The organism is Streptomyces katrae (assembly GCF_000717655.1).
Taxonomy (GTDB): Bacteria; Actinomycetota; Actinomycetes; order Streptomycetales; family Streptomycetaceae; genus Streptomyces; species Streptomyces katrae_B.
Window position 1 is genome coordinate 1 of the sequence record NZ_JNZY01000041.1, and the last position, 14626, is coordinate 14626.

General features: G+C 71.3%; 10 protein-coding genes and 1 pseudogene. 3 read left to right on the forward strand and 8 right to left on the reverse strand.

Annotated features, from left to right (window positions below; all coding sequences use genetic code 11):
• Positions 1 to 108: 108 nt before the first annotated feature.
• The 3 genes from IF09_RS0132630 to IF09_RS0132640 form a co-directional block, all read right to left on the reverse strand.
• Positions 109 to 1608, reverse strand: coding sequence for a UDP-N-acetylmuramoyl-L-alanyl-D-glutamate--2,6-diaminopimelate ligase (locus tag IF09_RS0132630; protein ID WP_030301970.1), 1500 nt, complete (start codon positions 1606 to 1608; stop codon positions 109 to 111).
• Between the two features lie 244 nt (positions 1609 to 1852).
• Entirely contained in the window at positions 1853 to 2005 is a 153-nt protein-coding gene (locus IF09_RS46005; RefSeq protein ID WP_158710118.1) for a hypothetical protein, read from the reverse strand.
• 213 nt (positions 2006 to 2218) lie between these two features.
• Positions 2219 to 4648 (reverse strand): molybdopterin oxidoreductase family protein, encoded by a 2430-nt coding sequence (locus tag IF09_RS0132640; protein ID WP_030301972.1) that lies wholly within the window; start codon positions 4646 to 4648, stop codon positions 2219 to 2221.
• A gap of 278 nt (positions 4649 to 4926) precedes the next feature.
• Between IF09_RS0132640 and IF09_RS47545 the strand changes: the two genes are divergently transcribed.
• From IF09_RS47545 to IF09_RS0132650, 3 genes and pseudogenes are all read left to right on the forward strand, one after another.
• A complete protein-coding gene (locus IF09_RS47545; RefSeq protein WP_234321233.1) occupies positions 4927 to 5337 on the forward strand; it encodes a DUF5133 domain-containing protein in 411 nt (136 codons plus the stop codon).
• Between the two features lie 37 nt (positions 5338 to 5374).
• Positions 5375 to 5619, forward strand: a pseudogene (locus tag IF09_RS47550) (aldehyde dehydrogenase); the annotation flags it as partial.
• Between the two features lie 297 nt (positions 5620 to 5916).
• Complete coding sequence (locus IF09_RS0132650) at positions 5917 to 6276, forward strand: hypothetical protein (RefSeq protein ID WP_234321234.1); 360 nt, start codon at positions 5917 to 5919, stop codon at positions 6274 to 6276.
• 126 nt (positions 6277 to 6402) lie between these two features.
• Here the strand turns inward: IF09_RS0132650 and IF09_RS0132655 are convergent, their stop codons facing one another.
• The 5 genes from IF09_RS0132655 to IF09_RS0132675 form a co-directional block, all read right to left on the reverse strand.
• On the reverse strand, positions 6403 to 8109 hold the full coding sequence (locus IF09_RS0132655) for a serine/threonine-protein kinase (RefSeq protein WP_051833282.1): 1707 nt from the start codon (positions 8107 to 8109) through the stop codon (positions 6403 to 6405).
• 345 nt (positions 8110 to 8454) lie between these two features.
• Positions 8455 to 9144, reverse strand: a complete 690-nt coding sequence (locus IF09_RS0132660; protein WP_037636654.1) for an N-acetylmuramoyl-L-alanine amidase — start codon at positions 9142 to 9144, stop codon at positions 8455 to 8457.
• A 247-nt stretch (positions 9145 to 9391) separates the two neighbouring features.
• Positions 9392 to 10258, reverse strand: a complete 867-nt coding sequence (gene xdhC, locus IF09_RS0132665) for a xanthine dehydrogenase accessory protein XdhC (protein WP_051833284.1) — start codon at positions 10256 to 10258, stop codon at positions 9392 to 9394.
• 1 nt (position 10259) lies between these two features.
• On the reverse strand, positions 10260 to 12659 hold the full coding sequence (gene xdhB, locus IF09_RS0132670; RefSeq protein WP_030301982.1) for a xanthine dehydrogenase molybdopterin binding subunit: 2400 nt from the start codon (positions 12657 to 12659) through the stop codon (positions 10260 to 10262).
• Entirely contained in the window at positions 12656 to 14131 is a 1476-nt protein-coding gene (locus IF09_RS0132675) for a xanthine dehydrogenase small subunit (RefSeq protein ID WP_030301984.1), read from the reverse strand. The genes xdhB and IF09_RS0132675 overlap by 4 nt, the downstream gene beginning before the upstream one ends.
• Positions 14132 to 14626 lie beyond the last annotated feature (495 nt).

The following is a 14626-nucleotide window of genomic DNA, read 5'->3' on the forward strand; positions in this document are numbered from 1 at the left end:
CGTCCACTTCCCACGGCTTCCGCCGAGCCACCCCACACCCCCAGATCAACGTCCTCAGGGACATCCAACCAGCCCGGAGATCATTTCGTTAGGGGTTGTTAAGGCCAGTCAGGAGGCGGGGTCGGCCCCGGCGAGGTCGCGTACGGTCGCCATGTCGCTGAAGGGAAGGAGTTCCTCGCCCACGATCTGGTGCGGTTCGCTGCCCTTTCCGGCGATCAGGACGATGTCGTCGGGCCGCGCGGCGGCGAGCGCCAGCCCGATGGCCCCGCGCCGGTCGGCGGAGCGTTCGTACGGGGTGCCGGTACCCGCGATGCCCGGGGCGATCTGGTCCAGGATCGCCTCGGGGTCCTCGGTGCGGGGATTGTCCGAGGTCAGGACGCAAAGGTCGGAGTGGGTTCCGGCGATCCGGCCCATCTCTGCCCGCTTGGTGGAGTCCCGGTCGCCGCCGCAGCCGAAGACGGTGATGACCCGGCCGCGTGCGAAGCCCCGGATGGCCGTGAGGACCTTGTCGAGGGAGTCGGGCGAGTGCGCGTAGTCCACGATCACCGACGTGCCGGCGGGGGTCACGAAGCGCTCGAACCGGCCCGGCACGGGCGGCATCTGCGCGAGGGCGGCGACCAGTCCGGCCAGGTCGTGCCCCAGGACCCGGCAGGCCGCCACGGCCGCCAGCGCATTGGACACGGAGAACCGCCCCGGGACCGGGACGGCCGCGGGGTACGCCCGGCCCGCATGGTGCAGGGTGAACCGAGTGCCGGAGGCGTCCGCGACCAGGTCCGCGCCGTGGAAGTCGGCCTCCGCGTCGAGTCCGTACGTGGTCACCGCGCCCGGCATCATCGCCCGGATCCCGGCTCCCACGGCGTCGTCCACGTTGACCACCGCGTGCCGGCAGAGCCCCTGGAACAACCGGAGTTTGGCGTCCGTGTAGCGGCCCATCGTGCCGTGGTCGTCCAGGTGGTCCTGGGTCAGGTTGGTGAAGACGCCGACGTCGACGAACGTGCGGTCCATCCGGTACGTCTGCAGCGCCATCGAGGTGGCCTCCAGCACCACGCTGCCCGTCGCCCGGTCGCGCATGCGGCCCAAGAGGTACTGGAGGTCGGGCGATTCCGGAGTGGTCAGCACCGAGGGCGGCATCGGGATCACCTCGTCGCCGATCCTGCTGCCCGCCGTTCCGATGACGCCCACGGAGGCGCCCTCGGAGATCCTCAGCAGCGACTCGACCATGTACGAGATGGAGGTCTTCCCGTTGGTCCCGGTGACCGCCACCACGTCCATGTGCCGTCCCGGCTCGCCGAAGTAGCGGGAGGAGGCGACGGCGGCGGCCTTGCGGGTGTCGGCCACTCTTACGAGGCACACCGCGGGCGGCAGCTCCCGCTGCGGGGGCGCGGCGGCGGCTCCCGCCGCGTCGACGAGCACGGCCACCGCCCCGCGCGCGAGCGCCGCGCCGATGGCGGCGGGACCGCCTCCGCGGTGGCCCGGTACGGCGATGAAGAGCGAGCCCGGCACGACCCGGTCGACGTCGAAGGTGGTGCCCGCGGTGATCCGCGTCGATGCGGCGTCACCCTGGATGACGTGGTGCTCGTGGCCGGTCAGTAGCCCGCTCAACTTCACGGTGGTCCCTTCGGGAGCGGCGGCGGCCCGGCGTGCGGCCCGCGCCTGGCGGCAGCCCGACGGATCGCCGGTACTGCGGTGGTGATGGGTGAGGGGCGAGGGGTCGCCCCGCGGGCGACGGGACCGGGAGGGTCGGGGCGCGGTGGTCCGGCCGGGAGGCCGGAGGTGGGGTGGGGCCGTCCCGGGAAGGGGTACGGGAGGGGCCCGGATGAGGTGGGGCGGCGGGGGACGGCGGCGGGAAGCGCTAGCCGTGGCCGTGCGGAGCACCGCGGCCGACCGTGGGGGCCTGGCCGTCGACGGCGGTCCGGGAGCTGACGCCCGTCCGGTCCGCACGGACCGCACGCGCGGCGGGAGCGGCCTGCGGCAGGCACTCCTCCGTGACGCGTGTGCGGTTCATGGGCCGAGTGTACGGGCGCCCGCGCACCCCGGGCGCCACGCCGGGGTGGGGAGCACCCGTTCGCCTGCCGCCTCGGCCCGGGGCGGCAGGCGTTCCGTCGATCAAATGAGCCCTTTGCCGGAAACCCTGGAAGCCAGGTCAGACCCTTCATGCGCCGATCGGGCGCAGCATCGAAGCGGTGGTGCGCGATGGGGAGAAGGCCGTGGCGGTGCCTCAGGGCGGCGGCACCCGGTGGCCGGGGGGAGCCGCCGGCGCCGAGGCAGTGGTCGTGGTGGGAGCCGGTGCGGGGCCGGAGAGGCGGGCGACGGACTTGAGGCAGGCGGCGCCGGCCTTGAACAAGGGCTGCTTGGAAGCCGGATCCCAGGTCGTGGGGGTGAGTTCGTTGGCCGCCCGGCGATGGCCGTCCGCCTCCGGAGCGTCCCAGTAGCCGTAATGGAACGGCAGGAAGACGACGCCTTCCCGGATGCCGGTGATGCGAGCCCTGGCCCGGACGGTCCCTCGCCGCGTGGACACCTCCGCAAGGTCCCCTTCGGTGATCCCGGCCGCCGCCGCGTCGGCCTGGGAGACTTCGATCCACATGTCGGGGGCCGCGGCGCGCAGTTCGGGTACGCGGCCGGTGCGGGTCCGGGTGTGGAACTGGTACAGCGTGCGGCCTGTGGTGAGCCACAGAGGGTAGTCGGCGTCGGGCTGTTCGGGTGGTGGGACGTAGGGGGCCGTGCGCAGGACCGCCTTGCCGTCGGGATTCAGGGCCCGGTAGACGTCCTCGTCGTACGGGGTGCCCGTGAGGAGGTCGCGGCCGTAGGTCTCGCAGTCTTCCGGTCTGCTGCGGAAGTCTCCTCGGGTGTAGAGGCGTTCGGTACCGTCGGGATGTCCGGCGTTGCAGGGCCATTGGATGCCGCCGCGTTCGCGCAGCAGGGCGTAGCTCAGGCCGCTGTAGTCGCAGGGACGACCACGGCTGCATTCCTTCCACGCCTCGAAGACCTCCTCGGGGCCGCGCCATGGGACGAGGGGTGCGTCCGAGGCGTCGCGCAGGTCCATGCGGCCCGCGAAGTCCAGGAAGACGTCGAGGTCGGGCCGGGCGTCGCCGGGTGGCTCGACCGCTTTGAGGGAGAGGTGCACGGTGCGGTCCGCGTTCGTGAAGGTGCCGGTCTTCTCACCCCAGCCGGCGGCCGGCAGCACCACGTCGGCGAGCGCGGTGGTCTCGGTCGGGAAGAGGTCCTGGACGATCAGGAAGAGGCGGTCCTGACCGAGGACGGAGCGGATGCGGTCGAGTTCGGGCAGCGAGACGGCCGGGTTGGTGCCGGAGACCCACAGCATGCGCAGGGAGCCTTCCTCGGCGAGGCGGACCATCTGCATGACGTGGGTGGGCGGGCCGTCGTGCGGGATGCGGTCGGGCGCGACGTTCCAGATCTTCGCCAGTTCCTCGACGTGCCGGGGGTTGGCCCAGTTCCTGAAGCCGGGCAGGTCGCCGTCCGCCCCGCATTCGCGGGTGTTCTGGGCGGTGGGCTGCCCGTTCATCTGCAGGACGCCGCAGCCGGGCCGTCCGAGCATGCCGCGGATCAGGTGCAGGTTGTTGACCTGGACGGCGGCCGCGGTGGCCTGGTGGGACTGGTAGAAGCCCTGCAGGACCGTGGAGAGCAGCCGTCCGGCCTGGCCGAGCAGGCGTGCGGCGGTACGGATCTGCTCGACGGGTATCCCGGTGGCTTCGGCGGCGGCCTCGGCCGGGAAGCCGGCCACCTGACGGGCGAGGTGGTCGAAACCGGTGACGTGCGCCTCGATGTACGCGGGGTCGGTCCAGCCGCCGGCGATCACCTCGTGCAGGAGACCGTTCATGAGGGCGAGATTGGTGCCGGGCCTCGGTTGGAGGTGGATGGTGGCGGCCTCGGACACCGGGCCCGGCCGGGGATCCACGCACAGCAGGACGGGCGGTTCGGGACCGGAGAGACGGTCCAGGATCCGGCTCCACAGCACGCCCTGGGTCTCGGCCATGTTGTGTCCGAAGAGGGCGATGGTGTCGGCGTGGTCGATGTCGCCGTACGAACCGGGTTGGCCGTCGCAGCCGAACGACTCCTTGAGGGCCTCGCCGGCGGTGGCTGTGCAGAGCCTGGTGTTCCCGTCGAGGTGCTTGGTGCCCAGACCGCCGCGGGCGATGACCGCCAGCGCGTAGTACTCCTCCAGGAACAGCTGGCCGCTTGTGTAGAAGCCGATCGAGGAGGGGCCGGGACCGTCGAGGAGCGCGCGGGTACGGTCGGTGATCCGTGCCATAGCGGTGTCCCAGTCGGTCTCCCGCTGGACGCCGTCCTCCCGGATCAGCGGCCGGGTCAGACGGTCCGGCGATGAGACGGCCTGCCAGCCGTAGAGGTCCTTGACGTCGAGACGGCCGCGGTTGACCCGGTCCCCGGCCACCCCGCGGACTCCGACGAGGCGGCCGTCCCTGACGGCGAGTTCCATGGCGTCGCCGTTCGAGTGGAGATTCGAGGCCGTGGGCACCCACCGGTCGACACGGGCATCGCCGTTGCCGTCGGTTCCTGCGGCGAGGTACGAGTCGATGCGTACGGGCCAGGGCTCGCCGGGACCGTAAGGGGTTCGGCTGCCCCACGGGTCGGTGATGCGGTCGGCAGTCGGCCGGGATTCCTTCGACATGGCCTGCGCCTGCCCCTTTCCGGCACGCCCATGCCGACAGGGGCGGGACGCAGGCGGGGTGCGTCCGTCCCGGTCATAAAGGGGCAGCACACCGTGCTTACAACCAGCAGAACCGTGGGAATACCTTCCATGCGTGCGTCTGTGCGCTCCTCTGCCTTGGATTGAAGGGGTCTCGTATGCCTCCGGTTGGAAGTCAGTCCCCGCCCCCGCCCCCCGCAGTCGACTCCTCCGGCGGCCCTCGTGTCGGTGATCCGACCGCGTGGGCGGTGGGGGTGCTGATGGCCGCGACGCCGTGCACGGCCCGTGACGCCCGGCGGATCCTCGAGGTCGCCGCTGACCTCGCCCGCACCACTCCCGACGCACTGGCGGCCGCCATGGTGGCCGGGGCCCTCGGCACCCCCGTTCCCGTGCACATCGAGCGGGCGGTGCGCCGCGCGATGGATGCGGGACGCAGCCCCGTGCCGAGTGAGGGGCGGGGGAGCGTGCTCACTCCGGCCCGGGCCAGGACCGAGGAGGTCCTGACGCGGCTGCGCGGCTGCCGGGCCCGCCTCGCTGCCGCGCCCGAAGACCCGGCGGCCCTGCGGGCCATGGACGACGCCGGCTACACCCTGTGCGTCCTCATGGGCAGAGCCACCGTGCACGAGGCCGTCCTGGCAGCGGAGGCGCGCCTGTTGTCGTCGGCCCCGTAGCGGCGACGGAGCGGCTCGCCCCGGGTTCACGAGCCATGAATGCGTCGGTTACCAGGCCCGCGACCCGCAGGGACAGGAGGACGCCCCCCTCACCATGAACGGTCTCATCGAGGCCGTCCGTTTCACCGGCAGGATCGGGGTCGTCGGGGCGTACATCCCCGAGGACCCCGGAGCCCTCGAGGTGCAGGGGGAACTCGCTGCCCAGGGCAAGATCCCGATCGACCGACCGGCAAGCTCTGGTCCACAGGACAGGTGGCCGGCACCGGTCAGGCCCCGGTCAAGGCCGGGGCCGCCCGCCCACAGAGGCGCGGCGGCGGCCGAGCCGGGTAAGCGTTCTGCTCTCTCCGCGCGCTTGCCTCGATGTGAGCTCCATATGGCCATCGACCCCCATTTGACATCCTTCGAACGGATGCCAGGGTGGTAGGTGCGGTCAATGTTGGGAGGCTCGGCATGGGATCCGGATCCGTTTTGTCGTGGCGTTCGGCAGCGCGGCAACTTCCGCTCAGGCTCACGGTCGGCACGTTCTTTCTGAACTCCGGGCTTTCGAAGCGCGGCGCGGACGAGGCCACCGCCGAGGGGATGCAACAGTTCGCTGCCGCCACGTACCCGTTCCTGGGCAAGCACGACGCCCAGAAGCTCGTCCGGCTGCTCTCCGCCGGCGAGCTCGCCATTGCCACCACGCTGCTCGTGCCGGTCATCCCTGCCGCCGTCGCCGGGCTCGCGCTGACCGCATTCTCCGTCGGCACCCTCGGGCTCTACCTGAAAACGCCAGGGATGCGGCAGGAAGGCAGCCTGCGCCCGACCGAGCAGGGAATCTCGCTGGCCAAGGACGTCTGGATGCTGGGCATCGGCGTCTCCCTCATCGCCGACGGCGTGAACGAACACCGGTCGGCGCACCCCGGACACGCCGGACCCCGCCGCTGCCGACGCGCCTCGTGACCCCCAACCCGTCCCGTCCACCACCACGTGATTTCACCCGTGGCATTTCACCCGTGGCCGGAAGCTGCCTGGCACGCCGCCGCCCTCGCGCGCCGTGGTGACCGGGCTCCTGACCGCGGCGGGAGGCTAACACGCGGGGGACGAGCCCTTCTGGCCGGTGAGGTCGCGGTTGTACAGCCACCCGGTGGTGTTCGTGCCGTCCACGCGCACGTACGTCCATTGGTTGCCGTACGAGTTGACGGCGTAGCAGTGGTACCAGAGCTTCGTGCCGTCCTTGACCAGGGCGCCGGCGGGGCAGTTCTGGTACGGCGCGGCCAGCAGGTGGTGGTCACCGGAAATGTAGCCGTAGGTGCCCGGCTTCGGGTCCTTGTGGGTCCAGCCGGCGCAGCCCGTCGGTACGGGGCCCGGGGCGGGCGAGGCCGACGTCGAGGGCTTCTTCGAGGCGGCGGCGGACGGCTTGGAGTGGGGCCCGGAGCTGGAGGGAGAGGGCCCCGGGGTGTCCGCGCCCGGCTGGCCGCCGGCCGCCGGGGAGTCGCTACCGGACGCGGGCGTCGGCGCCACCGCCCGCACGCCGCCGGCCTCGCCGCCCGTGGTCACGGCGTAGGTGACACCGCCGGCGGCGAGTACTGCGACGGCCGCCGCGGCGATCGCGAGACGGCTGCGGCGCCGCGCCCGGTCCGCGACCTCGGAGTTCTGGGTGGCGGTCGGCGGCTGGCCCGGCGGGGGGAATCCGCTGGGGGGAGCCGGGACATGGGGTTGCAGAAACGATACGGCGCCCACGCCGCCATCGCTCCCACCACCAACGACCGGCGGCGGCCCGAAGCCGACAGGCGGCCCCACGACGGACGGCGCCGTCGGGGTCGGCATCCCGGCGGCGGGGCCCGGCTGCGCGGGGTGCGCTCCGGCGGCGGGGCCCGGCTGCGCGGGCCGTGCTCCGGCCCCGCCCGCCGCCACCCGCTCCAGCATCGCGCGGGCCTGATCGGCGGTGGGCCGGCCCGCCGGATCCTTCGCCATCAGCGCCAGCAGCACCGGGGCGAGCGGCCCCGCCCGCCGGGGCTCGGGCAGCGGTTCGGCGACGATCGCGGCCAGAGTGGACCACACCGAGGTGCGGCGGAACGGAAAGACGCCCTCCACCGCCGCGTACAGGGTCATCCCGAGGGACCAGATGTCCGAGGCCGGGCCGGGCTCCCTGCCCTGCGCGCGCTCCGGCGGCAGGTAGTCGAGCGAGCCGACCAGCTGACCGCTGCGGGTCAGTTTCGCCATGGCCGCGTCGTCGGAGGCGTCCATGCTGGCGATGCCGAAGTCGGTGAGCACGACCCGGCCGCCCCGCTCGAGCAGCACGTTGCCCGGCTTCACGTCCCGGTGCAGGACGCCCGCCCGGTGCGCGGCGTCGAGCGCGTCCATCAGCTGGGCGCCGATCGCGGCGGCCTCGTACGGATCGAGCGCGCCGCGCTGCGCCACCACGTCGTCGAGCGAGGGTCCGTCGACGAGTTCCATGACGATGACCGGCAGACCCTGCTCTTGTGTCACGTCGTGGACGGTGACCACCCCGGTGTGCCGGATGCGCGCGGCTGCCTGCGCCTCGCGCTCCATCCGGGTGCGCAGGTCCGCCAGTTCGGCCTCGCTCGCGTCGGTGTAGGCCCGCAAGACCTTGACGGCGACCTCCCGGGCGAGCAGTTCGTCGACGGCCCGCGCGACGACCCCCATGCCGCCGCGGCCCACCACGGAGGTCACCCGGTAGCGCCCCCCGAGTACCTTGCCGACCAGGTCCCCGTCGTTCTCTCGCCCCTCTTGGCCCGCTGGCACCACATGCTCCGTTCCACGACCGGTCATCCGTCCCGATCGACGATCTGACGAGCCACAAGCGTAGATGCATGATCGGCGAGCAGGCCGCGCGGCCGGCGCCCGCGCCCCGGCTACGCCCGGGTTCGTGGGCAGATGCGTCTTCGCGTCTTCGCAGCCGGCGCTGCCGGGCCGTTCGGGCGGGGCGTAGAGGAGGTTCAGCGCGCCGGGCTCGAAGGCCTCGCGGGAGACCGGTTCGAGCGGGATCGAGGGCTCGCCCTCGTCAAAGGGGCGCACACCTTGCGCAGGACGATCAAGTGGCCCGAGCGGCGAGCACGTTGCGGCGGGGTCGCGTCGCCGGACGGTCGGCTTGGACCGTTGCCAACGCTGCGACGCCTACCGCGAGTACCTCACACGGACCGCGCCGAGTATCGCCCCCGTCTGGGCGGACCGGAGAGGGCCGGGGCATGCGTGGCCGCCCCAGTCCCGGCCGCCCATGCTGTGGATGCCGAACCCCTGGCCCAGCGGTGTGGAGGCGGGCTCGAGGGGCCACCCGTGCTGCACCATGCCCCAGGCGTAGATCCGGGCGAGAGCGTCCACCTGCTGCGCGGTGAGCGGCCGACTCGCGAATCCCGAGGTCTCCACCGAGAGCCACGACGGGTTCCCGGCGGCCTGCGCCCAGGCCCGGTCGTGCGCGGAGACGTACTGTTCGATCTCGCCGGACTGCGAGACCCAGAAATGTGAGGAACACTCCACTGCCGGGTCGCTGAAGCGATCGTGGAGCGAGTTCTCGCCCTCCTGCACATGCAGGACCAGCCCCCGCATCTCCCTGATCCCGCCCGGAGTGAAGTTCACCGCCAGCGGCTTGCGGGTGGCGTCCGGCATCCATGCCTGCCCCCGTTCGCGAGCCCTTTCGGCGGGTAACCCTGCCCCACCCTCGTCCTGCGTTTCCACTCGGCCGGGCGCGGGATCCCAGCCGACGTGGACGTCGACAACGACGCCGAGAGCGGTGGCGACGAGTCCGCCGCCGCAGGCCATGGCGGTGCGGCGCGACATCTGTCGCGGCTTGGGTTTGCGGTGGGTCACGCGAGCGGCTCCGTGCGAACAGGGCAGGGATCGGCGGTGCCGCCGCGGGGCCCGGGTGCGAACGCCGGTCGGGTCCGGTCCGGCAGGCCGGTTCGGCTCCCCGGCCCCGGCCCGCCGGGAACGGAGCATCGGTAGATCCATTGCTGGGCTGAACGTTTTCACCGGAATACTTGCCGACCATTGGTGTCGGAATGGGACCGGACGATGACCGTTTCGTGACGGCCCGGGTGTCCCGGTCCGTGCCGTCTCACGCGCCGCCGGCGACCGGAGCGTACGGCACCGCGGCAACGGGGTTCGGCACTGCCCGCCGGCTGTCCTGTTCGAAGGACCGGAGCAGGTCTGCCGCGACGCTCACCGCGATCGTGGCGGGTTCCTTGCCGGTGATGTCGGCGATGCCGATCGGGGTCTTGATCCGGTCGATGGTGGCGGCGTCGTGGCCGCCCTCGGTGGCCAGGCGTTGCCGGAACCGCGCCCATTTGGCGGACGAGCCGATCAATCCGATCGAGCCGAGACCGGCGGTGCGCAGGGCGGCGTCGCACAGCGCGGCGTCCTCGGCGTGATCGTGGGTCATGATCAGGACGTGGGTGCCGGGTGGTAGCTCCGTGAGCACCTCCTCCGGAAGCAGTGGGGTGTGGTGCACGTGGATCTGCGCCACCGCATCCGCGAGCACGCCGAGTCGTTCGTCGGTGAGCATGTCGGGGCGCGTGTCGATCAGGTGCAGGTCGAGGTGGTGGCGGGCCAGGATGCGTGCCAGTTCCAGTCCGACGTGCCCGACGCCGAAGACCGCCACCGCTTGGACCACCGGCAGCGGTTCGAGCAGTACGGTGACGGCTCCGCCGCAGCACTGCACGCCGTGCCGGCCGGTGACCTTGTCGTTGAGGGCGAATTCCATCAGCTCCGGCTCCGGAGCGGCCGTGCCGTTCAGCTCGCGCGCCCGATCGATGGCCACGGCCTCGATGTTGCCGCCGCCGATCGAACCCCAGGTCTCGGTCCGTCCCACGACGAGTTTGGCGCCGGCCCGGCGGGGGGCGTGGCCGCGCACGGTCGCGATGGTCACGAGCACGCCGGGTTCCCGGCGTGCCCGCAACCGCGCGACCGCGGCGACCCAGCTCATGTCAGGCATTGCTCAAAGCGCTTGCGTCGGCGGGGGCCTGGCTGTCGTCGGGGACGTGACCGTCGCGCCGCAGGCCCCCCTTGCGGGCTGCTTCGATCGCCCAGTACACCGCCTCCGGTGTCGCGGGGGAGGCGAGCTCCACGCTGACTCCGCAGGGCCCGAACTCCCCGGCCGCCTGCCGCAGGGCTTCCCGCACCGAGAAGGCCAGCATCAGCGGAGGCTCACCCACCGCCTTGGACCCGTACACCGCACCTTCCTCGGTGGCGTTCTCCAGCAGCCTGACGTTGAACTCCTCGGGCATCTCCGAGAAGCTCGGCAGCTTGTACGTGCTCGCGGCCTGGGTCAGCAGCCGACCGCGGTTCGGCCCGTCGCCGGCGTCCCACCGCAGGTCCTCGAGCGTGAGCCAGCCCGCGCCCTGAACGAAACCGCCCTCGACCTGACCGATGTCGATCATCGGGGAGAGGCTGTCGCCCACGTCGTGCACGATGTCCACCCGCCGGATCCGGTATGCGCCGGTGAACCCGTCCACCTCCACCTCGGTCGCGGCGGCGCCGTACGAGAAGTACTTGAACGGCGAGCCCTGGAACGTCTTCGCGTCCCAGTGCAGGCCCTCGGTCCGGTAGAAACCGGCCGCGGACAACTGGACCCGCTGGAGGTACGCGGTGCGCACCAGGTCGCCCCAGGCCAGTGCCTTGTCGTTGCCGAGGACGCGTGCGACGCCCTCGACGATGCGCACGTCCGAGGCGTTCGCACCCAGCTGGGTTCCGGCCACCTGCAGCAGCCGCCCGCGCAACTGCTCGCAGGCGTTCTTCACCGCCGCACCGTTGAGGTCCGCCCCGGAACTGGCGGCGGTTGCGGAGGTGTTGGGTACCTTGTCGGTACGCGTCGGGGCCAGCCGCACCTTGTGCAGCGGAATGCCCAGCGTGGTCGCGGCCACCTGCAGCATCTTGGTGTGCAGGCCCTGCCCCATCTCGGTGCCGCCGTGGTTGATCAGGACCGAGCCGTCCTTGTAGATCAGCACCAGCGCGCCGGCCTGGTTGAAGGCGGTGAGGTTGAACGAGATGCCGAACTTGATCCCGGTGATCGCGAGCGCCCGCTTGGTGTGCGGGTGCGCGGCGTTGAAGGCCGCGATCTCGCTCTTGCGATCGGCGATGCCGGCGTCGTTGCGGACCTGCTGCCAGACGGTGGAGATCCGTTCGGGGTGGAGGACCGGCTGTCCGTACGGCGTCGATTGACCCTGCCGGTAGAAGTTGCGTTCGCGCAACTCCATCGGATCCAGGCCGAGCAGCGGCGCGCACCGGCCCATGATGTCCTCGATCACCAGCATGCCCTGCGGTCCGCCGAAGCCGCGGAAGGCGGTGTTGGAGACCTTGTTGGTCTTGGCGATGCGACCGGCGACGCGCGCGTGGGGAATCCAGTAGGTGTTGTCGATGTGGCACAGCGCGCGGGCCACCACGGGCTCGGACAGGTCCAGGCTCCAGCCGCCGTCCGCTGTCAAGGTGGCGTCCAGGGCCTGGATGCGGCCCTCGGCGTCGAAGCCGATCTTCCACGTCGCGTGGAAGCCGTGGCGCTTGCCGGACATGGTCAGATCCTGGGTCCGGTTGAGCCGCACCCGAACCGGCCGACCGGTCAGCCTGGCGCCGAGCGCGGCGACGGCCGCGAAGCCGTGCGGCTGCATCTCCTTGCCGCCGAAGCCGCCACCCATCCGCAGGCACTGCACGGTCACCTCGTGGCTGTGCAGGCCGAGCACGTGCGCGACGATCTCCTGCGTCTCCGAGGGATGCTGGGTGCTGCTCTGGACGAACATCTGCCCGCCCTCGTCGACGTGCGCCAGCGCCGCGTGGGTCTCGAGATAGAAGTGTTCCTGATCGGAGAACTGGAATTCACCGGTGAACACGTGCGCGGAGTCGTCGAAGCCGGCGTCGACGTCGCCGGTCAGCATCAAGGGCCGGGCGCCGTGAAAACTGTTCGCCGCGATCGCTTCCTGCAACGTGATCACGGAGGGCAGTTCTTCGAGTTCCACCTCGACGGCCGCCGCACCGAGCCGGCCCGCCTCCAGGGTCTCGGCGAGCACCCAAGCGACGGCGTGGCCGTGGAACATGACCTCGTCGGGGAACAGCGGCTCGTCGTGCTTCATACCGGCGTCATTGACGCCGGGAACGTCGGCACCGGTCAGCACGCGGACCACACCGGGCACGGCGAGCGCGGGTTCGGTGCGCAGCGCGGTGATCCTGCCATGGGCCTTCATGACCTGGACCGGGTAGGCGTGCAGTACGTCCTTGGTGCGGTGGACCAGGTCGTCGGTGTAGAGCGCGGTACCGGTGACGTGCAGGTCGGCGCTCTCGTGGGGCATGGAAACGCCGACGACGGGCATTTCGGGTCGCTCGGACAAATGGCTCATGACGACACCGCCTCGGTGGTTTGCGCGTACAGCTTCAGCAGGCTCTGGCCGAGCATCGCGGAGCGGTATCCGGCGCTGGCGCGGTGATCGTCCATGGGCGTGCCCTGGGCCTGCAGCACCCGGGACGCGGCCTCGACGGTCTCCGCCGCCCACGGCTTGCCCTCCAGGGCCGCCTCGGTGGCGAGGGCGCGGATCGGGGTGGCGGCCACGCCACCCAGGCCGATGCGTGCCTTGCGCACGATCCCGTCCTCGATGTCGAGTGCGAAAGCGACCGCCACGCTGGAGATGTCGTCGAAGCGCCGTTTGGCGATCTTGTGGAAGGCCGCGACGGGCGACAGCGGCAGCGGGACGCGCACGGCGCGGATCAGCTCGCCGGGACGGCGCACGCTCTGCCGGTAGCCGGTGAAGTAGTCGGAGAGGGGGACCTCGCGCTCTCCGTCGGCATCGGCGAGTACGACCGATGCCTCCAGCGCGAGCAGTACCGGCGGGCTGTCACCGATGGGGGACCCGGTGCCCAGGTTGCCGCCTAGGGTCGCACTGTTGCGGATGAGCCGGGATGCGAACTGCGGGAACAGCTCTGCCAGCAGCGGCACGCTGCCGTCGAGGCGGCGTTCGATCTCCGTGAGCGTCTGCGCCGCCCCGATCTCGATGTGGTCGGATTCGACCCGCATCTCCCGCAGTTCGGGCAGACGGTCGACCGCGACCACACAATTCGCCCGGCGGGAACGGATGTTCACCTCCACACCCCAGTCGGTGCTTCCGGCGACGACCACCGCGTCGGTCCGCTCGCGCAGTAGCTGCAGCGCATCGGCCAGGGTGCTCGGCCGCAGGAACGCGCTCTCGCCCCGCGTGTATTCGGTGCAGACCGGCTCGGGAGGGGACTGCTCGCGACGCTGCGCCAGGGGGTCGTCCTCGGTGGGCGTACCGACGGCGAACGCGGCATCGCGAATCGGGCGGTAGCCGGTGCAGCGGCACAGGTTTCCGCTCAGCGCGTGCAGATCGAAACCGTTCGGACCGTGCTCGGTGCCGGTGCCGGTGCCGGTGCCGTCGGCCGAGTCCGCGTGCGCGCAGCGGTCGGGTCGGTAGTACTCGGAGGCCATGCTGCAGATGAATCCCGGGGTGCAGTAACCACATTGGGAACCGCCGCGGACGGCCATCTCCTCCTGCACAGGGTGCAACGCGGCCGGCATACCGGAGTCGCCGGCGGTGGCGAGACCTTCGGAGGTGATGACCTCCTGACCGTCGAGCGCCGCGACCGGGACCAGGCAGGCGTTGACCGCCACCCAGTCAGTGGGCTTGTTCACCCCGGGGCGGGCCACCAGGACTGAACAGGCGCCGCATTCGCCCTCGGCGCATCCCTCCTTCGTGCCGGTGAGGCCACGCTCGCGCAGGAAATCGAGCACTGTGGTGTGGGGTGCAGCCGGTGAAATCGGTGTTTCTTTCCCGTTGACCGTGATCCGCGCCGCTACCACGGCGCACTCGCATTTCGGCGCGCGGTCGATGTGACTGTCCAAGTCGCCATTTCAGGAGCTTTCTCTTCCGGTGGTCGCAGCTCGACAACCCCGAGCGCGACGAATCGGCACGCAACGACGTGCCGTGGATGGTGACAGAGAGGGAGGTGCCGGGGCCGCAATCAGGCACGCCGGGAAGGGGGCTGCTCAGCAGCCGTGTGCTACACGACCAGGAGCCCAGGCGATCTGGTGTGCGAGGCGAAGCAGTTCGGAGACGGTCGACATCCGGCTTCGCCTCCTTCCAGTAGCAGCTCGCGAGTCGGTGCGGTCGAAGTTACGTTGCCGCATGTTCATCGGTCAAGCGGATGTGGGTCGATTCCATGAAGAGAGGCCACTTCGTGTGGCGGATATTCGTACGCGAAACCAGTCGGACTTTGCGGCTTTCCACCACGATCGCGCGGTTCACGGCTGACAAGCATTCGCCATGGCGAGGACTTGCCGCCGTGACGCCTTCCC